We start from the raw sequence: 21,612 nt of genomic DNA on the forward strand, positions 1-21,612 counted from the left end.
TATGGATTATGGCAAAAAATGTAACAAGGAACATTTTGGACATTACAAAAAAAATAGTAATAGAAAAGGGCCTAGTAGTTTCAATATGCATGATCCTGAACTGGTGTTTAATAAACTTAATCTTAGAGAGGGAGACATATTTTTAGATTTAGGATGTGGAGCAGGAGATTATTCTATGTATGCATCAGAAATTGTTGGAGATTCAGGAAAGATATATGCTCTTGATATATGGGAAGATTCATTAAATTCTATTAAAGAAGAGTCTGTATTAAAAGGTTTCACAAACATTAAGACAATTGTTTCAGATATAAAGAAGCCATTACCTATAAACAATAAAAGTATTGATGTATGTTTTATCGCTACAGTACTTCATACACTTGATATAGATAAAGTAGGAGAGAAGATATTTAGAGAAATTAATCGTATCCTAAAGACTCAGGGACGTTTGGTGATTATAGAATGTAAAAAGGAAGATTTACCTTTTGGGCCACCTAAACAGTTGCGTCACTCTCCTGAAGAACTTGAGGAAATTGCTAAATTAAATGGGTTTAAAAAGACAGCTTATGTTGATCTTGGATATAATTATATGGTTGAATTTATAGCTAATAATCTATGATAATGCATTATAATAGGCGTGGATTAATGTAACGTAAAAGAAATAGAAGTTACTTAGTAAAATGTTATGAAAATTTAGTAATTAATTTTGGGTTATTCTAACAAAGGCAGGATTTGATATACCAATCAAATCTTGTCTTTTTACAGTCGAACACAGTAAATCAAAATTCAACTTATTTCATTTAATAATTTGTTCATTATTGGCGTTATGTAAACACGCTCTAAACAACTACTACTCATTAATTCTAGTTGCTTATCGTACTATTTAATATGGTATGAATTGCTATCCTGCGCATATTTACCATAACTATTTTTCTTGTTGTAAATTAATCTTTGTAGTAACATGTAACTATAATAAAGATGATAATGCCAATAATCCGTTGTAACACATATCTCCAAAATTTAAAATAGGATATTCAATGCCTGAGTTCTTAATTGCTTTCTTTTGTTTTTCAGTCAAATTTGTTGCTGGGTACAAACCAGAAATGAAGCATGACAAATTATAAAAAAATATGTGCTTAGAGTCATTGTCAGCGTTTGGAAAATATTTAGATATACTTGAGTATAACGGTTCCATTAATCCCATTAATTTAGATTTGAATTCTGTTAGTTTTTCTAGGCTACAATTTTTCTCTAATATTGAGTAAAGTACTGACATTAACTGAAGCATACGAGTATTTTTAAGGAATGTATTTGTTAATTCATGGCAGTAATCTTCTCTAGATAATGTTTCATGTTTCTCTAAAATGGTTTTGACATCCAAAGACCAAGTCCTAATATCATCAAGTAAAAGATCAAGAAGTATTTCTTCTTTTGTTTTGTAATATGTGTATATTGTTGATCTTACGAAAGATGTTATTTTACTTACTGCTTTGAAATGCACGCCATCAATGCCTGATTCATCATAAAGCTTTGCACAGGCTTTTAGGATTTCTTTTTTTCTTTCTTGTATTTGCTCATTAGTTCTCGCACGTTCAAATTTCATTATTTTCACCTCGTGTAAATATAGTAACATAAATTCAGTTAATTTTCAATAAATAGTTGACATAGTGTCAATCAAAGCGTATAATGCAATTATAGACACTGTGTCAACTAAAATTAAATTATATGGGTCACACAGAAAGGAGTTGAAAATGAAAACAATAAGATTGACATATACAGCGTTCTTTATAGCTTTAGGGATAATATTACCACAGATTTTTCATTTGATAGGAGGACCTAGTATAGGGTCTATATTATTACCAATGCATATTCCAGTTTTAATAGGTGCAATTATACTGGGTCCAATTTCGGGAGTAGTTATAGGAACTGTATCAGTATCAATGGGTTTTGCGCTAGGAATGCCTGCCTTACCAATGGCAATCTTTATGTTCTTTGAGCTGGGCGTATACGGATTAGTAGCTGGATACTTAGGATATACGAGAAAATTTAGCCCTTATATTGCACTAATTGGTGCAATGATTTCAGGGAGATTGGTATCATTAGCATTAATGCAAATTACCATTCAGTTAATCAAGATAAAGCTTCCCATTATATTTGGAACACTAGCCGTTTATAGTACAGGTGTACCTGGAATATTAATTCAACTTATTATAATACCAGTATTAGTTAATACTTTAAGGAGGAATCTGTATGTCGATAATCGTATCACAGCAGCTAGAACTACTAAATAAGTATCCTAAAAAAACATGTTTTGTGTTATTGGAAGATAAAATAATCTATAGTTCACAAGCAAAAGGTGTAAAACCATTAAAAGATTATTATGAACAGTTTGGTTGTTCTAATAAGCCGATAATAGTAGTTGATAGGATTATGGGTAAAGGTGCAGTTATGCTTGCTGATTTGATTGGAGCAAAAGAAATAAATACACCAATAATCAGTCAAATAGCACTGGAGTATGCCAATGCGCATAGAATAAATACTCATTATATAAAGATCGTGCCATATATAATTAATAGAGCAGGTGATGGTAGATGTCCCATTGAAACTGCGGTATCAGAGATAGATAATGCAAAGAACGGATATGATGTTATAGATATGACATTAAAAAGCTTAGTTAAATAATAAAGGAGGTAATCATATGCAATATAGGAAACTGGTAAAGGGTGGTGAGAAACTATCTGTTCTAGGTTATGGTTGTATGCGCTTTCCTAGTAAAAACGGCAGGATAGATATCAAAAAATCTGAAGAACAAATGCTATATGCTTTTGAAAATGGAGTTAACTATTATGACACAGCCTATCCATATCATGGTGGTAAAAGTGAAGTTATATTAGGCAAATTTATCAATAAATATAATCTTAGAGATAAGATATATATAGCTGATAAGCTTCCAGCATACTTAGTGAACAAACCTATACAAATTGAAAAATATTTTAATACTCAGCTTAAGAGACTTAACACTGATTATATTGACTATTATCTTATGCATATGCTTGATAGTTTACAATCTTGGCAAAAGCTTAAAAAGTTTGGTATTATTGATTTTATTAAAGAAAAGAAAAAAAATGGGCAGATAAAACACATTGGCTTTTCTTTTCATGGTAGGCCAGAAGAATTTATAAAAATACTTGAAGATTATGATTGGGAGTTTTGTCAGATACAGTTTAATTATTTAGATGAGTATAATCAAGCAGGGCTTGCAGGATTAAAGAAAGCATATGAAAAAGGAATCGGTGTTGTTATAATGGAACCGCTTAGAGGTGGAAATTTAGCTTCAAAAGCTCCTGATAAGGTGAAAGAGAAATTTGCAGATTACAGTGAAAAAAGATCGCCAGCTTTCTGGGGGTTAAGGTGGATATGGAATCATAAAGAAGTTGGTGTTGTTCTCAGTGGAATGAATGTTGACGAACATATTAAAGAAAATATAAAAGTTGCAAATTTGACAACACCTGATAGCATGTCTGTAGATGAGATTAAGATTATCGATGAAGTCAAAGAAATATATAAGAAACTTATGAAAGTGCCTTGTACGGGTTGTAATTACTGTATGCCTTGTCCATTTGGAGTTGATATACCAGGTGCTTTCAGTGATTATAATAGTAAGTATTTCTTTGGGAAGAGTAGAATAACGCAATTTCAATACATTAGTCGAGTAGTCGGATTTGGTGGTGGAAATAAATCAGGCGCAGATCTTTGTACAGAATGTGGAAAATGTGAGAAACACTGTCCACAAAATATACAGATAAGGAAAGAATTAAAAAATGCCCATAAGGAGCTTGATAGTAAATTAATGAGGTTTTTTGTAAAAATAGTCATGAGGTTCATGGGAGCAAGAAATAATAAAAAAGAAGTATCTGAATGATACTTGAATACGTATCATCTTGACAATTTTTTATAACTGGTATAGCTATAAGAAAACTCTTTAGTAGTTAATATAATATCTACCAAAGAGTTTTTATATTATGATTTACGAAAAGGGATAACAATTGGAGATTCAATTAGTTTAGGAATTGTTTTCTTTTGTTCATAATCAGATATGTTGGGTTCAAGTAAGGATGTTAATTTACTATCTGAAGTGGATTGCCACTGTTGCACGGTTTTTTCTATACCAATCGGATAAATTGTTAGGTCACCATTTTTATCTATGTGAATACGTAAAAAATTCTTCCAATCTTCTATTTTTAAGGAAGAGAAAGCTTCGTTTCCATGATAGCCAAAGACATTTAAGGATATATACAAATATAGTCCCATTATAACTGAGCCAAAGATCCAACCACCAATAAAAATAAGTAATCCTGAGAATATTATAGTAATTAAATTCCATCCTAAGTTAAATGTAAATCTTACAAGATAAACAACACAGCAGGTCATAACAAAGGCAACTAATATATGACATAAACCATGGAGACCACCTATAATATATTTAAACCTACGAGAATGACCATCTGCAAATAAAATGAAACCACCAATGATAACTAGAATGCAAAAGATAGATATAGGAGAATGGGTAATCGTCGAAAGTTCTAATAGTGAAAATTCATAAAAATTAATAGCATCAGAATAAATAGGTGCTGTTTGTAATACCGATAATGATACAAATAAATATATAAAAGCAGTTACTAAACCAAATTTTTTATTTTTCCATAAGAACGTTATATTTTTTCGGCATAGTTCCCTTGAAGTTTGCTCTGTGGGAAAATCTTTTTTTCTTTCAAATTTACGTTCTTTTACCTCTATACAATCATCAGAAAAGTGTTCAGTTATATAATTTTCACGCATATTATGAGTTGGATGCAAAAAAGCTCCACCTCCACCAGATGTTATTTTTTCAGTTTTTAAGCTATGATTTAGAGTTTTATCTGATCTCTGAGGTATATGTTCAAAACGTCTGTAGTGGTGTTTGTCTCCAGCAATAAATATTTGTATATGCTTACGTAGGATATTTTCTAAAAACATTAAATTATTTTCATCGCAGATTAGACTATTCTTTTTTTCTTTTCTAGTAGATATCCAGTAGGGCTCAGCATTGCATAAAATGACGCGATCAAGATCTTTCATTTTTTTAGCAATATCTTTAAAGTATTGAACTTGAGGTCCGTCAATGTCAGCATGAAGCTGTATATCTGTACCTATCAGCCACCAATTATGGGGAAGCTTTAGAGCGAAATAGCTTTTTTTCTGAGGAGCTTGCCAACCATTAAACCATTTATGTGAGCAGAAAAGTCTTGTAAACGAAACAAGCCCATCATACCAATCATGATTACCTGGGATGGCAAAGACTTGGGGATGTGGAGCATTTGTATATCTAAGAGCAAGATGATAAGGAGTAACTAAACGCTCTAGATATTTTTGTCTACTGGACACAGGATATACCTGATCACCACCAAAAATAAGTATATTACCTCTTAAAGTAGCCAATTCTTTTTGTGACTTAGGATCTTCCAATTTTAGCTTTAAACGGGATAAATAATATGCAACAGTATATGTTGAATTGAATCCCTCACCCAAATCACTGACATAATCAATCCAAATATCTTCTCGTTTACACGTTTCATCTCTAATATAAAAGCCTTCCTCATCGGTTATGTAACCACCATCTTCAGTTTGGAGATATTCTTTAGAAAAGTCGAAATATCCCTTTTGTTTACCGTATGCTTCTATCAATCTAGGGTCGGAGTACTGTCCTAGGATAGTTGATAAAATCGCTTTAATACCAGTTTTGATAAGCTGTTTAGGATTATACCAGTCTGTCATCTTAGGACGAGCATGTGGATTATGTATCATTGATTGCGCCATCTGTTTAATACAACAAAAATTAAACCTTTGAAATTTATCATTCATAATATACTCCTGTCTATAGGATGTATCAGATTAAATAGATTGTTTCTAGTAATACAAGATTTCATACTACCTTTTTTATCAAAGGTAGTATAACCAAAATATTTTATTAGTATCCTATAGGATAGATGTGTAAAGATTTACACATCTTTAAAAAGTTTTGCGAAAGATGGTACAAATACGTCATACATTGGATATAAGCAATCAAAATTCTTTGGCTCGTAATTAATCCATATGAGTAAATGAACATTATACAGAGACAAAAACTACTTGTATGACTTTTAAATAAGCATACTTATAAAATATGCTCAATTCTATATAAGCTACAAAAATAAACGCCATCCAAGTATTGTTTACAGGGATGGCGTTTTATTAATCACTTAAATTAAGTATATTGATTAATGACCATTTGAATCCACTTACGTTCCTGCTTATACAACATTAGGTCATGTTCAATAAAAAACTTATATTCATTTTTAGTAGTATCATTATTTTGATACTTGATCATTTTTTCAATTATATTATCTATTATTTCAATAGCTTTATTGGCATATATTATTATTTCTTGTGGTGTACGCCTTGTATTAAATTTCAATCCTAATTTAAACCCCATAAAGCTTGGGAACATTCCTTTAAAAGCTTCTTCTTGCATACTATCAAAAAGTGATCTTCCAGATTTTGTTGTTTCAAAAATGGTTTTAGTCGGATAAGCACCTTGTTTGGTTTCCATTACTTCAACTATATGCCCTTCTTGCAACAACTGTTTTATTGCAAAGTAGATAGAACCTTTTTTTGTATGAGTCCACTTATCTATCATCTTATCTCTTAGCTCTGCAAATATATCGTATCCACTTCCTTTATCTATCTGATCAAGAGTACCCAGTACTAAGAATTTACTAATATTCATTAATAACATCTCCATTATATTAAAAATTAAGTATACCATTATCACCATCTTAAGTGAATTAAATATAAAAGTCAAGAGAAAACACTAAAATAAACTAGTCAAAATTGACAAGTCAAAATTGACCTGATATACTTAAAAAAAGATAAGGTGAAAGGAGCTAAATAGAATGAAAAAATTAAAGAAAATAATAATTATCAGTATTATAGGTTTATTAGTTATTTTTGGAGGAGGTATATTGACTTATCGTTATATAAAGACGCAACATGTTATTGTAGACTGTGAAATTAACACAGTTAAAGAAGAAAAGCATATATTACTTATAACACAAAAAAGTACGTTTAAAGAGAGTGTTTTACAAGAAGTCAAAAAACATTTTGAAGGGAAGGCAGTTTATATCTTTGTAACAGATGCAACAAAGATAGGTGATATTTATCCAAAAGAGTGGGATTACATTCAGATTATTACAACAATAGAGAGCAATAAAGTACAACAAGATGTTTATAAATATCTTAAAGATAATAGTGACTACAGTAATGTATCTTTATTGTTAACAGCAGATTCAAGCAGGTGGAAAAATAAGGACATAGAAATTAATGCGTATACATCAGCTTCTAGGAAAAAGAATGTCTCAGATTATGCAAAAAAAATCATAGACAATATTGAACAGGTGATAAACTAATATTTAAAGAGAAAATTTAGAGTTTATTCCTATAAAAAAATACTTCCAAATAGATAATCTGATTTTAGATTAGACTGTCTATTTTGGAAGTATCATATTAAAATGGATGGTTTGGGTTAATATGCTTAAATAATTTTAGTTTATCTAATTGTTTGGATATGTTGCAAAGAGATATTTCCAAGTTGTTGGACCAACAATACCATCAGCAACAAGACCAATTTTAGATTGGAACATCTTAACATATTTCTTTGTTTCTGGTCCGAAATCTGCATCAATCTCATAATTATAACTAACACCTAAAAGTTTTTTATATTTATACTTTAGTTGATATTGTAATGCTCTTACCTCAGAACCTTTTGAACCAATTTGTATAGTTCTTATTAACTTTGACCAAGTTTTTGGACCAACATCACCATCCACTTGTAAGCCATTCTTTAATTGAAAACTCTTAACAGCTGATTCTGTATCACGACCAAACTTACCATCTACATCATTGCCGTAGAATCTTAAAAAACACTGCAAAGATTTAACATTGGTATTATCATCTCCCCTTTTAAGAATCGGCCATGATGCTGCGTAAACTGTAATACTACTTAGTGTAATCGTCATTATAAGTACAGCCACTAATGTAAATGTTTTTCTGTTTATGTTTCTCATACAATTTCCTCCTTTTAACATTTTTTACAATATTAATATAACACACAAATATAAAAAATAATAGAGGAAATTGTTATTTTAACTAAAATTTATAAAAGTTTGTACAGAATTATACCCTTCTATTTTAAATGAATTTGAAATGGATAATATAAATTAGTTTCTTTTACATCTCATCGCTATTAACATAATCATCAAAAAAAGATGGAATTGGTCTATCTGATGTTGTAGTAGTATCATATGGATGGTTCAATATTTCCTTTATGTTGTAGTCGTCAGCAACAGGAAAAAAAGTTAAGAATCTAAAATTAATTGAAGATGTCTGACACGAATAAACACACCTCATACAACTATTACATGAAAGTTTAAAACGAATTTTTCTATTCTTTAGATATATATTATTAACTGGGCAATTTTTAATACAAACGCCACAATTAGAGCAGGATTTATTTATAGTCAAATCTTTTCCTACTAAACGTAGTAAGTATGGAAAGCTATGCATTGCAAATTCAGCGAGTATTTTGAGACCTATACCTGTCTTCAAGATTCTTTTTTTCCCATCAATTAATTCATTACACATTATCCCCACTTTCTTGTTTGTAACTTCATAGAGCTGTTTAATAACCAAGTCATCAAATTTAACAACCCAATTACTGCTTATGGAAAATACTCTTTCATGAAAAACTTCATACCCTTTTTTTGCTAACTTTCTCATAATTAATTTTGAAGCATTGTAGTTAATAGGTGCAACTCCTCCAGCTGTACGAAATATAAATATTTTTTTACTATTTTCTTTTGGAAGTATACGTATAAAATCATAAATAATAGAAGGAGCTCCAAAACCGATAATCGGGGATCCAATACCAATCATATCAAATTTTTCAAGTTCAAGTTTTAGGTTGTTTTTTAGAACATCTTCAATGCGGATTAAAGTAATATTATAATTATTTTTTGAGAACTCATTTTTAAACATGTCTGCAACAATTTCAGTATTTCCAGTACCGGAAAAGTAGTATATAACAACTGATTTCATATTATTTCACTCCAATTCTTAGTTTTGTTTACCTTTCTATGACTTCTTGCATAAAAAGAGATAGGTATGGCTATCACCCATAAAGCTAATATTATAAACTTTAAGGATGTAACAAAACTACAGACTTTCACAAGATTTGGCAATTTAGTAGGATAACTATTCAATAGAAAAAGAATAAGTGTATTTTCGCCAATATCAAATAAAGCACGTAAATATGAAAGAGAAAGCAAAAATCGCCATTTGGTTTTTATCATAGATTTGCCCATAATCCATTTTAATAAATTGCTTTGCACATATATAAAACTGATAATAAATAAAAAATCAACAAATAAAAGTTTTATATAAAGGAGTCTTCCTTCATTTTCTAAGCTATGAAACATATTATAAACATCATCCGTTACATAGCTAAAGCGCATGTCCAGTATATTAGCTCCATTACTATAATGCATAAACGTAGGATTATAACCCCTCATAACCAATAAAGTTGAAATAAAAATAAATACAACTAATATTTTATAAATGGTTACTTTATTGAATATTCCTTTTCCTTTCATTTAGGATACCTCCTCTTTGGGTAGTTGACAAAATTCATATAATCAGATATACTTCAAGTATACTAGGTATACCGGTAGTATACTTTATCAAATTTCATTTGTCAATAAGTAAGGGAGGAATATTTTTGAGAGAGCTAACAAGGCGTCAACGAGAACAATTAGAACGAGAAGATGCTATTATTTCTAAAGCTGGGGAATTGTTTTGTAAGCATGGGTTTGAAAATGTATCTATGAATGATTTGGCAAGAGAAGCGGAGTTTACTAAAAGGACAATCTACAGATACTTTACTTCAAAGGAAGATTTGTATTTTGCAGTTTCATTTAGAGGATTCAAACGACTTTTAGATATGATAAAAAACAAAATCAAAAAAGGGAATACAGGATTTGAAAAAATCCGATTATCTTATTATGAATACTATGAATTTTATTGTAAATTCCCACGCTTAGTTCAATTAATAAATATGAGAGGATTGGTAAAGTCTGAAACTAAAGACGAGGATGTACCTTACCGCAAAAAATTTATGGATATTGATAAACTCTTATTTGAAGAGCTTATAGGCATGTTTATTGAAGGAAAAGCAGATGGAAGTATTAGGTCTGATCTAGAAATATCTGAACTTGCTCTTTCTTCTATATTTATTGTATCAGGTTTTTTTCAGATGCTTTCATTATCTGGGAATACCTATACACAACATTTCGACTTAGACAAGGATACATTTATTAAACATACAATTGAAATATTATTAGATTCATTGCGTAATAAATAGTATGATATAAAATAACTTGTATATAAGGTAATTGCTAAATAACTATTAATGATTTATGATTAGTAGTAATAATAAGCAAAATACTCTTACTTGACAAACAGATTAATTATGTATAGCAATGCTAAATCAGCATGAAAGGATGAAATAATTTTGCAAGATATAATTATAATTAAAGCTATTGACTATATAAAAGAGCATTTAGATGAAGATTTAACTGTGGAGGTTATAGCAGAACATTGCCATTTTTCAAAGTATTATTTCAATCGTCTTTTTAAATCAATAATAGGAGAAAGTGTTTATGCGTTTATTAAAAGATTGAGAATTGAAACAAGTGCTTTTCAAATTACTAGGGAATACGATAAATCAATAACTCAGATAAGTTCTAGTTATGGATATAGTTCATCGAACTATAGTACAGCTTTTAAAAAGCATTACGGTAAATCACCAGCTGTATTTAAAAAGAACCGGTATAAGGATAAAATCATAAGTAATGACTTAACATACTGTGCTGACCTTACAGATAAGGATTACGACTACTATAATAGTAGAATGAAATTAGTAGAGTTAACGGATGTAGAGGTAGTGTATCAACGATTTATTGGGAATTATGTAAACCTTAAAAATTATTGGCGAGAGTTTTTAGACAAACACAGAATATATTATAATGATGAAAGTATACAGTTTGAGATTTCATATGATGATCCGATATTAACAAATCCAAATAGATGTATAACGGATGTTTGCATAACTACATCAAAACCTATAAAAGATGGATGTAATACTATGATTCTAACAGGTGGAAAATATATGATGTATGAATATGAGGGATCTAATAAGAAGATTTTTGAAACATTTCAAGGTCTATTAGGAATATGGTCTATTAATACACACTATAAAATGGATTTTAAGTCAAGAAAAATTATAACTAAATATAACACTATTAATCATAATTGTAACTATTTTTCCTTTGACATATACATACCTATTATATAAAGCACGAATTCAGAAGTTTTTAATTCAAAACTCCTATATAATCATTTATGAAATTAAGCTAAATGAGTTGAAAGGAGTTTTTTATGAATTTAGAAGAAATAAAAAAGAACACAATAAAAAGTATTTTGAAGTACTCAATACCTGCTACTATAGCAATGATACTCTCATCATTTGTAACTATAGTTGATGGATATTTTGTATCAACAATAATAAGTAAAGATGCACTTGCGGCTATGAATTTAGGACTGCCAATTCTTTATGTTTTTCTTGCAGTTAGTATTATGATAGGCGTTGGTGGGGTATCCATAGCAGGAAGACGGTTAGGAAAAAAGAGAATTGATAAAAGTATAAATGGATTTAATCAAACTTTAGTGACAGGGATATTAGCATTTATCATATTAGCAACAATTTTTACTATAATATTAAGACCTATTTTAAATCATGTAGGTATAGATATAAGTACTAAGAATATAATGCTTGATTATTATGACATAATGTTATGGGTATATCCATTTATGATGTTAAACATAATTTTGGGGATGTTTATTAGAGGAGAAGGTAAACACAGCTTGTTTATGATTAGTACCATAATTACCACTATACTTAATATAATATTAGATTATTTATTTATAGACGTTCTAAAATTAGGTGTAAGTGGCGCTGCTTATGCATCTGGGATAGCAGTTGTTTTGGGAACATTTATCATGGTGGGTTATTTTATTAGTAAAAAGACACTATTTAGTTTTGGTAAATATAAATTTGATAAAAAGGATTTAAAACAAACTATAACAAACGGTGGATCAGAGTTTATAGGTCAATTGTCTCTTTCTATTACAATGTTTTTCTTGAATTTAGTTGTTATAAAAAGAATGGGTCTTATTGGTGTGGCAGGAATGACTATAATTGGATATTCACGATATATATATAATATGATAGTTATAGGATTTGGACAAGGAATATCGCCAATGATTAGCTATAGTTATGGTGCTAAAGATTATAAAATATGTGATAAATTGCGCCAATATACCAGTAAATTAGTATTGGGGTTAGGCGTTTTATTTTATATATTACTTAATGTGTGTGGCAAATACTATGCAGGTTTATTTACAAGAGATATAGAATTAGTAACATTAGTAATATACGGACTTAGAATATCCAGTTTTTCATTTATTGCAACGGGATACAATGTAATAACCTCTTTCTACTTTACAGGAATTGGATATGCTAAGGAATCGGCTATTATTTCAAGTTTTAGAGGATTGATTCTTCTACTAATTAATATATGTGTATTACCAGTAATTTTTGGAGATACAGGAATTTGGCTAATAGCACCTGTAACTGAGATAGGTACATTATTAATTGTATTTTATTTATTAAAAAATAGAAATGTAAAAAGAAGTATTCAAAAATTATAAAATATGAGTCAAAATTACATTAACTAAAAAACAAAAAAGACGCTGTGAATAATTGAACGGGCATATTTACCAACTCTGGTTGAAAATTGAAAAAATATAAAATCAAAGCTTTGATTATTCTTAGATTAAATAAAATTAATTTAGCAAAAAATATAATGTTTACAATTTAAACTGGAGGAAGACACATATCTATAAAAATGCAGTTTTATAATCAAATTTCTAATAAATTAGAAAAATATATCAGAATAGTTTTGTTATGATTCAACATTGAGAGTCAATTGAATTAGCAAAGGAAGCCTCAAGCAAAATGGTCAATTCTAGTGATACTCTTGAGTTTAGAAATGTACTTGATCCAAAAACTGTTAAATTAAGATTTTTAACATTAACTCGAAACTTGGAGTAAATCATAGTATTTTTAAAGACTAAGGACTTAAATATAAAGCCTCCTATATACTTAATTTATACACATTATTTATACACTTTTTATCCCAAATAATGGATTTTATTTTTTGAATTTTATCTATTGTGTTTTTTCTTGTACGGTAGTATAATATGAAAAAAATAAAATCAATGGAGGTGCAACCAATGAAAAGAAGTATAGGTAAGTTAAGTTTATTTGTTTTGCTTATGTGTTTAATTGTACTTAATGTAGGTAACATAAACGCTACTACTGGAATGAATGATACAAATTACAGCATGAAGTCTATGTACAATACAACGACAGGAATTGATGCTAAAGTAAAAGAGCTTAATAAGGATAATTCATTACCAACATGGATCCAAGAATCTTTTGCTAATAGCAATTACAGAACAGTAGAAGCCACTCAGGATATAATAGTATACAGAGCTTTTGGTGGAACTGCAAAGGCAAATGGTGGATTTGTAACAACTTTTAATAGCAATAACAAGCAAGAGATTATGGATAAACTAGCGTTACTTCCTGAATGGGGAAATACAATGGATTATGTAGCTACTATAAAAATACCAAAAGGAACTGTACTAAACATTGGTAAAGTAGCTCCTCAAACATCACAAAATGGTCAAAGACTAAATGGTGGGGCAGATCAGATATTAATGCCATTAAATTGGCCAAATTCATGGATCGTCAACATTAGTCCACTTAATTAGGAGAGATAATAATGGAAAATACTGAGTTGAAAAAACTAATAGAGAATGCACTAGTTTTACTAGAGAAAAAATATTCTGAAACTAAAGAAGATATTATAAAAACATTTATAGATGAATATACAAGGGTATTGTCTTTATTACAGAATAAATCTACTAAGAGCATTAAACTTGAAAAAATAAAGACTTTTACAAGAATGTATATGGAGACATCTTCTAATTATGCTCAAGATTTTCTGTATGCAATGTCTAAGGTAGAAGAAGCAATCAAAAATAAATATAAAAGGTGAGGAAAAGTTTATAAAGATTCTTCATAGCACAATGAAGGCTGTCAAATAGCAAATAACATTTGACAGCCTTCGATTTATAATTTTAAAAATAATAATACATGTATATGTCAAGTCAATCTCCAAAAATATAACTATATGAGATTTACTATGATTAGCTAATTAAAAGATTAGTGGATTATAATTGATGCCCCTTATTCAAACCATTACTGCTACTATACTTTTACCTTTTGGTGTTTACATGGATGCTGTATACTTCTAGATATAATGATAGTGATTATATTACGGGTAGCGTATACGGGTAAAAATAAGCTGTATATTTTTGAGTGAAGTTATATCTACTAAACATATTTTTAGGGTAATCATGATACTAGGATATAATTATTATAATGAAATTAGAAAGTTAAAAAGGTAATTGGATATAATAAACTTATCTTAAAATATTTATGAAGCTTTATTAAATATTGTGCAGTTAGAATGTTGTTATAAAGTTATTATTTTCTATTAATTATACAGGTTTAAGTACATTGTAAAATTTCTTTGTTAAAAAAGTGCCAATCCACTTGACAAAAACCGTATATTAAAGAATAATAAATATACTAAAATAAATATTAAGGAGGAAAATAATATATTAGTAAAATATATTATTAAACAAATATGAGTGCAAGAAAAGAAGACTTTTCAAAATGGTATCTAAAAGTTATACAAGATGCAGGTTTATCAGAAAATTCGCCTGTAAGAGGATGTATGACTATGAAACCGTATGGATACGCTATATGGGAATTGATTAGAGATGAATTTAATAAAATAATTAAAGAAGATGGAGTGAAAAACTGTTATTTTCCATTACTTATACCAATGTCTTATTTTGCAAAAGAAGCAGAACATGTAGAGGGTTTTGCAAAAGAAGTTGCAGTTGTTACACACTATAGATTGAAAAATAATGATGGAAACTTAGGGATTGATGAGAATGCAAAATTAGAAGAGCCATATGTTATTAGGCCAACTTCTGAAACAATAATAGGAGAGGCTATGAGTAGGTGGATAAAATCCTATAGAGATTTACCACTAAAGCTAAATCAATGGGCAAATGTTATGAGATGGGAAATGCGAACTCGTCCGTTTTTGAGAACAGCTGAGTTTCTGTGGCAGGAAGGACATAATGCTTTTGCAACTGAAGAAGAATCTAGTGAAAATGCAAAACAAGTACTACGCATATATCAGAACTTTGTAAGAGATTATTTAGCTATGTATTCAATAGGTGGAACAAAAACAAAAGAAGAAAGATTCGGTGGAGCTAAGGAAACTTATACTTTTGAATCAATGATGCAAGATGGTAAAAGCTTGCAATCAGGGACATCACATGATTTGAGTAATAACTTTGCAAAAGCTTTTAATATACTATACCAAAATAAAGATGGTAAACAAGAACTTGCATACACTACATCATGGGGGATTACAACAAGATTGATAGGTGCAATCATAATGTCTCACAGTGATGATGATGGGCTAATACTTCCACCTAAAATAGCACCAACACAGATAATAATATTACCATTTATAAAGAAAAACACAGACAATACTTTATTGCTACAAAAGTGTAATGAAATCAAACAAAAACTACAATCAAGAGGTATTAGAACAGAAGTAGATGGTGATATGGATAAGCGATTTAGTGATAAAATATGGAATAGCATAAGAAAAGGAATTCCACTAAGATTAGAACTTGGCGAGCGAGAGTTAGAGAAAGAAATGATAACATATGTACGTAGAGACCTTGGTAAAATATCAAAAACTACTATAAGCATAGATGAATTTATTGAAAATAGCGATAGTTTGCTAAATGAAATGCAAGTAGATATGTATGAAAAACATAAAAATTTCACAAACCAAAACACTAAACGTTGTGCTACATTAGAAGAATGTGAAAAATTATTTGAAAGCGGTTTTATAGGGTTTGTCGAGTTACCATTAAGTGAAACAGAAAAAGAAGAATATGATAAAGTAGCGTCTACTTATAAACTTACAAGACGTTGCATGCCTTTTGTTGATGAAAACTTTAATTTAGGTGAATCTGTAATAGTTGCAAAGAGTTATTAGAACATAAACAGAAAGACAAAAGCAACTTTTGTGTATTATAAGGGTAATAGATGTATTACTTATATTTTTTCAGACAACTAGTTTTAAGGAGAATAAAAAATGAAAAAACATGAAATCATTTATCAATCCTATAAAAAATATCACAAAGGAGAACAATGTTTAGAACTTGAAGAAAAAAAGATTCACAAAGAGCAAATGATGGCTAAAAAGAAAATGAAACAGGCATCAAAAAAACTAGATAAATTAATGAATTATGAAAACATTAATGACGAATATATTGAAGAGTTAGATAATTTGTTATACGCAGAAAAAAAAGTAAGGAAAAATAGAAAGACGCACAAAAGACGTCTTAACGAGTTAAAAAAGAATAAAGATTTTAAATAAAAATATAATGTGAATTTATTTCATTAGGTTCGTTTATAATCTACATTTTAACCATTCTATGGAGGTACCAATGAGAAAAATATTAGTAAAACCATATAATCCTAATTGGAAAACGGAGTTTGAAAAAGCTAGAAAATTCTATGAAGAGCTATTAGTTGAAGTTAATACCAAGATTGAGCATGTTGGAAGTACGTCAGTTGAAGGATTATGGGCAAAACCAATTCTTGATATTGCTATTATTGTAAAAAATGAAGAGGACAATTTGAAAGTAATAAAACTACTTGCAAGTGTTGGTTACAAACATGTGGGCGATTTAGGCATAAAAGGTAGAGAAGCTTTTAAATATAAAAAAGATAATTCTCATATAAACTGGATGGAGCATCATTTATATGTTTGTATTGATGGTTGTGTAAATCTTAGAAATAATTTATTAGTCCGAAATCATTTGAGAAAAAATAAAGAAGCAGTTAAAGCATACAGCGATATAAAACGTAAGCTTGCCAAAGAATATCCAAACGATATAGAATCATATATAGATGGAAAAACAGATTTATTGATTAGCTTTTTAAAAGCAGAAGGAATGAATGCTGATGAATTAAATAGCATTAAAGCAATAAATAAAAAAGATAAATAATATAATGCACTGCATAAGCCTCCTTATTAAAAATAAGGAGGTCTTTTAAACTATTCGGATTCAATAATCACCTAGATTTCTTATTGTTCCACACTCACTAATAGTGGACATATGAATGAGATTGATGAATATATCTATTTAATCAAAGGCAGTGTAAAACTTATTCTGGATAGTGAAGAAGGGAAATTACCTCATGAATTTGTTAATTGTTATGATAATACCGCTAGTCTGATGAATATATTGAATTATAAATAGATGTGTAAAGAGAGTTTATGAAGACAGACATATGATACAAATTTAGTTCTGTCTTTATTTGTGAGTTTTTATAGCTTTTATTATAAACTGTATTAATGTACAAATAAAGAAAAATCTATACATCTCTATAAAATGATAATAAAAATCATTATTATTTGTTCTAAATGGACACCTTTTCATCTTTTTAATTAAGAAATAAAAAAAAAACTATGGTAATATAAGCTAGAATGTATTTCTGTTTTAAAAAAATAAATGAAGATTAAATGAAGGAGAGTTGGTTGAATATGAAAAAAGTACTTTGGATAGCTATAGGACTTGTTGTGATTATAGTATTACTTCCATTTATTACAGGCGATATGGAAAGTAAAGATCTTAATGAAATAACAAGGGCTGATATTGGTGGTAGTTTTGCAAAACTATCGGATGGATACACTCATTATGAGTTAAAAGGAAATGAAGATGCAAAGGTAATAGTGTTGGTTCATGGAAACGCAGCACCTGCTGTAACATGGGATTATAATATACAGCCATTATTAGATGAAGGGTATAGAGTTTTAAGATATGATATTTATGGTCATGGATATTCTGACAGACCTAAATTAAAAGAGTACAATAAAAGTCTTTACGATAATCAACTTATGGAACTTTTAGAAAAACTGCATATAAAAGAACCTGTTTATTTAGTGGGAACATCTCAAGGAGGTAGTATTTGTGCTTATTTTGCAGCTGAACATCCTAGATTAGTAGAAAAAATAGCATTTTTAGCGCCATTATTTGATGATTTTGAAGGTAAAAACAGATTAAAACTTATGCAAACTAAAGTAGGAGATTATTTGATGGGGGTAATGGGGGATAAATTAATAATAAAACCCGCTAGTATGCTTTCGGATAAGGCAAAAAAAGAAGAACTTGAAATAAAACTCAAAAATCAGTTAATATATAAAGGAAAAAAAAGAGCAGTATTAGCAAATATGAGAGGAGATAGTTTGCACGATGCAAAAATCTATTATGAAAAAGTTAAGCAACAAAATATTTCTACGCTATTAACGTGGGGCGAAAATGATAAGAGTATACCAAAACAATCTATGGATAGATTACGAGTAACTTTACCTAATATGGAATTTCACTTGATTAAAAATGCCTCTCATTTAGCACATTATGAATTTCCAGAAAAAATAAATTCTATTTTAATCGATTTTTTTAAAAAATAATGAAGAATGGCGTATTATCTACAAAAACACTTATAGTGCTATGTTTAAGTGAAGAAAGTATAAATTTTATAAGAAAAATAGTGAAGGCATAAGAGTGACGAGCATTAAGGTGAGTTGCTCTTATTTATTAATATAATAAATCATGTAAGTTTATAAAGCACTTCTAAATGGATTCTTTTTTATCTTTTAATTAAGCAATAAATAAGAACTATGTTTAATATAATTTAGTATAGTAAAAACAGAATAATTTTTTAGTTTAGAAAGAATAGGCTAAATTAGAATTAATTGAAGGAGCGTTGATAGAAAATGAAAAAAGTGTTTTGGATAGTTCTAGGGCTTGTTGTGATTATAGTTTTACTTCCAGTTATTACAGGTGATATGGAAAGTAAAGAACTCAATGAAACAACAAGAGCTAGTATTGGTGGTAGCTTTGTCAAATTATCTAATGGATATACTCACTATGAATTAAAAGGAAATGAAGATGCAAAGCTAATAGTGCTAGTTCATGGGAATGCAGCACCTGCTGTAACATGGGATTATAATATGCAACCATTATTAGATGAAGGATACAGGGTTTTAAGATACGATGTATACGGACATGGATTTTCTGATAGACCTAAATTAGATAAATACGATAGATATTTATATGATCAGCAACTAATAGAACTTCTTGAAAAACTAAACATACGAAAACCTATATATTTGGTTGGAACATCTCAAGGAGGTAGTACTTGTGCTTATTTTGCAGCTAAACATCCTGAATTAGTAGAAAAAATAGTATTCTTAGCACCATTATCTGATGCCTTTGAAGGGAGTAATATTGTAAGGCTTTTGAGAAGTAAATTAGGTGAATATTTCATGAGTGTAGCAGGAGATAAATTTATACTTAAAAAAGCTAGTATACTATTAGATGATACAAAAAAAGAAGAACTAGAAAGTAAGCTTAAAGCACAATTAGTGTACAAAGGAAAAAAACGTGCTGTATTAGCAAATGCGAAAGGAAATTGCCTAACCGATTCAAAACCGTATTATGAAAAAGTAAAACAACAAAATATACCTGCATTATTAATATGGGGCGATAACGATAAGAACATACCTAAAGAGTCTATTGATAGGTTAAGATTAATTATACCTGATATGGATTTTCATATTATCAAAAATGCATCTCATTTAGCACATTATGAAGTTCCTGAAAAAGTGAATACTATATTAATTAATTTTTTTAAACAATAGAACTTGGATTAGGTATGTAATTAAAAAATATTACAATATAATTATTTACTAGATTCTATCAAAATTAAACTAAGTATTGGCAAAATGGGAGCGATTTTGTCGAGATAATAAAAGGAGTGATATTAATGAATATTAAAAAGTTAGCTGTATTATTACTAGTTATATGTATGGCATTTATGATAACAACTTCATTTGCAATTTCATCATCAAAAACTGTTACTTCTTCAAAGAAAATGAGTTTATACTTAGATGCGGGTAAAAGTGGTGATTCAAGTGTTATAAAATTTAATGTCTATGGTATTCCATCAGGTGCAGTTGTAAAAAAAGTTGTTGTTGATGCAAATTCAAATATATCATGGAGTGGGAAAGGTGCTATCGTATCAAATAGGATACACGTAAAAAATAGTAAATCAGGATATGTTTCAGCACCTTGGGGTTCATTAAATAAAACAGAAGTAACAGGAGCACTTGTTGGCACACCTGCAAAAGGAACATGGTATGTTTACTATAATGGTACAAATATAAGTAACTACTATTATGGTTTAAAGTCTTATCAATATGTTAAGCTTACTGTTTATTATAATTACTAAATAAAATTGAAAAACCCCGATACTATTCCGCCTAGTATTGGGGTTTGAAATAATAATGAGTACAGATTGTTATAAACCCATTAAAGATATAAAATTAGATATACCATTATTATAGATGTTGACTATATTATCCAAATGGTTTGATAAAAATAGTTTGCCACTAACAGATGCATATTTACTCCAATAAGAACCATAGTTAGATTCAATAAGTAATTGATCTTGTTTGAGGGGTTTTTTTTCTTGTAGTGCATCTTTTAGTTTTGTGAAAGATCTATTATAGTGTTCATCTATATATGTAGAAAAATCTATTTGCTTAATATTATCTTTAAATGATAGTAAATGTGCAAAACTTTCATCAAAAACGATATATTTCATTTTGTCAATATAAGCGTTAGATAGAGGAAAAGGATATTTTTCGTGCAAACAAATGTGAGAAGTTTCGTGAGTGATTAATTTTTTTACTAACGTATCAATATTATGCCCCTTTATAGAGTATTCATAAAAACGGATCAAATCGAATATTATATATTCTTTATTATTATAAGTTCTTACCAAAGCATCATAAGGCTCAGGACATCCCACAACGAGTAGTATATTGAGATTACTTGTGATAGATTTCCAGTTAGGATACAAAGCAGAATAAATTGATTCATTAAGAGGTGTAAAATTTAAAAGAATCGATTTCATTATTGTATGGATTTTATTTATCTCATCTTTAAGGTTGCAATCTGGTGTTTCAAATAAAAATATTCCTCTATTTATATTTTGAAATACCCAATGATTTTTAATACAATCATGATTTTCTTTATTTAAAAAATCTAATACTATACTGTCGTCAACCAACATAGAAAAACCTCCTAAGGTGTATTATGTGAATAATTATAGTGTTTATTTTT

23 protein-coding genes are annotated in these 21,612 nt (G+C 29.0%); 16 read left to right on the forward strand and 7 right to left on the reverse strand.

Annotated elements, in window-relative coordinates:
* The first annotated feature begins 1 nt into the window (after nucleotide 1).
* A complete protein-coding gene (locus P3X86_RS14100; protein ID WP_483293344.1) occupies nucleotides 2–616 on the forward strand; it encodes a class I SAM-dependent methyltransferase in 615 nt (204 codons plus the stop codon).
* A 348-nt stretch (nucleotides 617–964) separates the two neighbouring features.
* Here P3X86_RS14100 and P3X86_RS14105 read toward each other — a convergent pair whose 3' ends face one another.
* Nucleotides 965–1,600 (reverse strand): TetR/AcrR family transcriptional regulator, encoded by a 636-nt coding sequence (locus P3X86_RS14105; protein WP_483293345.1) that lies wholly within the window; start codon nucleotides 1,598–1,600, stop codon nucleotides 965–967.
* 148 nt (nucleotides 1,601–1,748) lie between these two features.
* Between P3X86_RS14105 and P3X86_RS14110 the strand changes: the two genes are divergently transcribed.
* From P3X86_RS14110 to P3X86_RS14120, 3 genes are read left to right on the forward strand one after another with little or no spacing between them, the layout of a single operon-like run.
* Entirely contained in the window at nucleotides 1,749–2,288 is a 540-nt protein-coding gene (locus tag P3X86_RS14110) for an ECF transporter S component (RefSeq protein ID WP_483293346.1), read from the forward strand.
* A complete protein-coding gene (locus P3X86_RS14115) occupies nucleotides 2,248–2,679 on the forward strand; it encodes a DUF1893 domain-containing protein (protein WP_483293347.1) in 432 nt (143 codons plus the stop codon). The genes P3X86_RS14110 and P3X86_RS14115 overlap by 41 nt, the downstream gene beginning before the upstream one ends.
* Nucleotides 2,680–2,695: 16 nt before the next feature.
* The gene (locus P3X86_RS14120) at nucleotides 2,696–3,919 is read left to right on the forward strand and encodes an aldo/keto reductase (protein WP_483293348.1); all 1,224 of its coding nucleotides are present in this window, start codon (nucleotides 2,696–2,698) and stop codon (nucleotides 3,917–3,919) included.
* A gap of 98 nt (nucleotides 3,920–4,017) precedes the next feature.
* Here the strand turns inward: P3X86_RS14120 and P3X86_RS14125 are convergent, their stop codons facing one another.
* Both P3X86_RS14125 and P3X86_RS14130 read right to left on the reverse strand, forming a co-directional pair.
* A complete protein-coding gene (locus tag P3X86_RS14125) occupies nucleotides 4,018–5,898 on the reverse strand; it encodes a hypothetical protein (RefSeq protein WP_483293349.1) in 1,881 nt (626 codons plus the stop codon).
* Nucleotides 5,899–6,280: 382 nt separating this feature from the next.
* Complete coding sequence (locus tag P3X86_RS14130; protein ID WP_483293350.1) at nucleotides 6,281–6,802, reverse strand: PadR family transcriptional regulator; 522 nt, start codon at nucleotides 6,800–6,802, stop codon at nucleotides 6,281–6,283.
* A gap of 166 nt (nucleotides 6,803–6,968) precedes the next feature.
* On the opposite strand from P3X86_RS14130, the gene P3X86_RS14135 reads away from it, so the two are divergent.
* Nucleotides 6,969–7,481, forward strand: a complete 513-nt coding sequence (locus tag P3X86_RS14135; RefSeq protein ID WP_483293351.1) for a hypothetical protein — start codon at nucleotides 6,969–6,971, stop codon at nucleotides 7,479–7,481.
* A 144-nt stretch (nucleotides 7,482–7,625) separates the two neighbouring features.
* Here the strand turns inward: P3X86_RS14135 and P3X86_RS14140 are convergent, their stop codons facing one another.
* The 3 genes from P3X86_RS14140 to P3X86_RS14150 form a co-directional block, all read right to left on the reverse strand.
* Complete coding sequence (locus P3X86_RS14140; protein WP_483293352.1) at nucleotides 7,626–8,138, reverse strand: peptidoglycan-binding domain-containing protein; 513 nt, start codon at nucleotides 8,136–8,138, stop codon at nucleotides 7,626–7,628.
* Between the two features lie 163 nt (nucleotides 8,139–8,301).
* On the reverse strand, nucleotides 8,302–9,168 hold the full coding sequence (locus P3X86_RS14145; protein ID WP_483293353.1) for an EFR1 family ferrodoxin: 867 nt from the start codon (nucleotides 9,166–9,168) through the stop codon (nucleotides 8,302–8,304).
* Nucleotides 9,165–9,722 (reverse strand): hypothetical protein, encoded by a 558-nt coding sequence (locus P3X86_RS14150; RefSeq protein ID WP_483293354.1) that lies wholly within the window; start codon nucleotides 9,720–9,722, stop codon nucleotides 9,165–9,167. Before P3X86_RS14150 ends, P3X86_RS14145 begins: the two co-directional genes overlap by 4 nt.
* Nucleotides 9,723–9,847: 125 nt before the next feature.
* Here P3X86_RS14150 and P3X86_RS14155 point away from each other — a divergent pair, with 125 nt between their 5' ends.
* From P3X86_RS14155 to P3X86_RS14205, 11 genes are all read left to right on the forward strand, one after another.
* Complete coding sequence (locus P3X86_RS14155) at nucleotides 9,848–10,489, forward strand: TetR/AcrR family transcriptional regulator (protein ID WP_483293355.1); 642 nt, start codon at nucleotides 9,848–9,850, stop codon at nucleotides 10,487–10,489.
* Between the two features lie 150 nt (nucleotides 10,490–10,639).
* Nucleotides 10,640–11,482, forward strand: a complete 843-nt coding sequence (locus tag P3X86_RS14160; RefSeq protein ID WP_483293356.1) for an AraC family transcriptional regulator — start codon at nucleotides 10,640–10,642, stop codon at nucleotides 11,480–11,482.
* An 83-nt stretch (nucleotides 11,483–11,565) separates the two neighbouring features.
* Entirely contained in the window at nucleotides 11,566–12,897 is a 1,332-nt protein-coding gene (locus tag P3X86_RS14165; RefSeq protein WP_483293357.1) for an MATE family efflux transporter, read from the forward strand.
* 585 nt (nucleotides 12,898–13,482) lie between these two features.
* Nucleotides 13,483–14,025: a hypothetical protein gene (locus P3X86_RS14170; protein ID WP_483293358.1), complete on the forward strand. Its 543-nt coding sequence runs from the start codon at nucleotides 13,483–13,485 to the stop codon at nucleotides 14,023–14,025.
* Nucleotides 14,026–14,036: 11 nt separating this feature from the next.
* Nucleotides 14,037–14,312, forward strand: a complete 276-nt coding sequence (locus tag P3X86_RS14175) for a hypothetical protein (protein ID WP_483293359.1) — start codon at nucleotides 14,037–14,039, stop codon at nucleotides 14,310–14,312.
* Nucleotides 14,313–14,966: 654 nt separating this feature from the next.
* Complete coding sequence (gene proS / locus P3X86_RS14180; protein WP_483293360.1) at nucleotides 14,967–16,409, forward strand: proline--tRNA ligase; 1,443 nt, start codon at nucleotides 14,967–14,969, stop codon at nucleotides 16,407–16,409.
* Nucleotides 16,410–16,508: 99 nt separating this feature from the next.
* Nucleotides 16,509–16,793 (forward strand): hypothetical protein, encoded by a 285-nt coding sequence (locus tag P3X86_RS14185; protein ID WP_483293361.1) that lies wholly within the window; start codon nucleotides 16,509–16,511, stop codon nucleotides 16,791–16,793.
* 70 nt (nucleotides 16,794–16,863) lie between these two features.
* Nucleotides 16,864–17,427, forward strand: coding sequence for a GrpB family protein (locus P3X86_RS14190; RefSeq protein ID WP_483293362.1), 564 nt, complete (start codon nucleotides 16,864–16,866; stop codon nucleotides 17,425–17,427).
* A gap of 539 nt (nucleotides 17,428–17,966) precedes the next feature.
* Nucleotides 17,967–18,893 carry an alpha/beta fold hydrolase gene (locus P3X86_RS14195; RefSeq protein ID WP_483293363.1) on the forward strand — a complete coding sequence of 309 codons (927 nt, stop codon included), beginning with the start codon at nucleotides 17,967–17,969 and terminating at the stop codon, nucleotides 18,891–18,893.
* 306 nt (nucleotides 18,894–19,199) lie between these two features.
* Nucleotides 19,200–20,126, forward strand: a complete 927-nt coding sequence (locus P3X86_RS14200) for an alpha/beta fold hydrolase (protein WP_483293364.1) — start codon at nucleotides 19,200–19,202, stop codon at nucleotides 20,124–20,126.
* A 125-nt stretch (nucleotides 20,127–20,251) separates the two neighbouring features.
* A complete protein-coding gene (locus tag P3X86_RS14205; protein WP_483293365.1) occupies nucleotides 20,252–20,716 on the forward strand; it encodes a hypothetical protein in 465 nt (154 codons plus the stop codon).
* A gap of 69 nt (nucleotides 20,717–20,785) precedes the next feature.
* On the opposite strand, the gene P3X86_RS14210 is transcribed toward P3X86_RS14205, so the two are convergent.
* On the reverse strand, nucleotides 20,786–21,562 hold the full coding sequence (locus tag P3X86_RS14210) for a hypothetical protein (protein WP_483293366.1): 777 nt from the start codon (nucleotides 21,560–21,562) through the stop codon (nucleotides 20,786–20,788).
* Nucleotides 21,563–21,612 lie beyond the last annotated feature (50 nt).

The organism is Abyssisolibacter sp. ZYX002, assembly GCF_056892235.1.

What these genes read in the sequence shown, in the direction of transcription:
- P3X86_RS14100 (WP_483293344.1), top strand. Translation starts at nt 2, where the DNA reads ATGGATTATGGCAAAAAATGTAACAAGGAACATTTTGGACATTACAAA.
- P3X86_RS14105 (WP_483293345.1), bottom strand. Translation starts at nt 1,600, where the DNA reads ATGAAATTTGAACGTGCGAGAACTAATGAGCAAATACAAGAAAGAAAA.
- P3X86_RS14110 (WP_483293346.1), top strand. Translation starts at nt 1,749, where the DNA reads ATGAAAACAATAAGATTGACATATACAGCGTTCTTTATAGCTTTAGGG.
- P3X86_RS14115 (WP_483293347.1), top strand. Translation starts at nt 2,248, where the DNA reads ATGTCGATAATCGTATCACAGCAGCTAGAACTACTAAATAAGTATCCT.
- P3X86_RS14120 (WP_483293348.1), top strand. Translation starts at nt 2,696, where the DNA reads ATGCAATATAGGAAACTGGTAAAGGGTGGTGAGAAACTATCTGTTCTA.
- P3X86_RS14125 (WP_483293349.1), bottom strand. Translation starts at nt 5,898, where the DNA reads ATGAATGATAAATTTCAAAGGTTTAATTTTTGTTGTATTAAACAGATG.
- P3X86_RS14130 (WP_483293350.1), bottom strand. Translation starts at nt 6,802, where the DNA reads ATGAATATTAGTAAATTCTTAGTACTGGGTACTCTTGATCAGATAGAT.
- P3X86_RS14135 (WP_483293351.1), top strand. Translation starts at nt 6,969, where the DNA reads ATGAAAAAATTAAAGAAAATAATAATTATCAGTATTATAGGTTTATTA.
- P3X86_RS14140 (WP_483293352.1), bottom strand. Translation starts at nt 8,138, where the DNA reads ATGAGAAACATAAACAGAAAAACATTTACATTAGTGGCTGTACTTATA.
- P3X86_RS14145 (WP_483293353.1), bottom strand. Translation starts at nt 9,168, where the DNA reads ATGAAATCAGTTGTTATATACTACTTTTCCGGTACTGGAAATACTGAA.
- P3X86_RS14150 (WP_483293354.1), bottom strand. Translation starts at nt 9,722, where the DNA reads ATGAAAGGAAAAGGAATATTCAATAAAGTAACCATTTATAAAATATTA.
- P3X86_RS14165 (WP_483293357.1), top strand. Translation starts at nt 11,566, where the DNA reads ATGAATTTAGAAGAAATAAAAAAGAACACAATAAAAAGTATTTTGAAG.
- P3X86_RS14170 (WP_483293358.1), top strand. Translation starts at nt 13,483, where the DNA reads ATGAAAAGAAGTATAGGTAAGTTAAGTTTATTTGTTTTGCTTATGTGT.
- P3X86_RS14175 (WP_483293359.1), top strand. Translation starts at nt 14,037, where the DNA reads ATGGAAAATACTGAGTTGAAAAAACTAATAGAGAATGCACTAGTTTTA.
- proS (WP_483293360.1), top strand. Translation starts at nt 14,967, where the DNA reads ATGAGTGCAAGAAAAGAAGACTTTTCAAAATGGTATCTAAAAGTTATA.
- P3X86_RS14185 (WP_483293361.1), top strand. Translation starts at nt 16,509, where the DNA reads ATGAAAAAACATGAAATCATTTATCAATCCTATAAAAAATATCACAAA.
- P3X86_RS14190 (WP_483293362.1), top strand. Translation starts at nt 16,864, where the DNA reads ATGAGAAAAATATTAGTAAAACCATATAATCCTAATTGGAAAACGGAG.
- P3X86_RS14195 (WP_483293363.1), top strand. Translation starts at nt 17,967, where the DNA reads ATGAAAAAAGTACTTTGGATAGCTATAGGACTTGTTGTGATTATAGTA.
- P3X86_RS14200 (WP_483293364.1), top strand. Translation starts at nt 19,200, where the DNA reads ATGAAAAAAGTGTTTTGGATAGTTCTAGGGCTTGTTGTGATTATAGTT.
- P3X86_RS14205 (WP_483293365.1), top strand. Translation starts at nt 20,252, where the DNA reads ATGAATATTAAAAAGTTAGCTGTATTATTACTAGTTATATGTATGGCA.
- P3X86_RS14210 (WP_483293366.1), bottom strand. Translation starts at nt 21,562, where the DNA reads ATGTTGGTTGACGACAGTATAGTATTAGATTTTTTAAATAAAGAAAAT.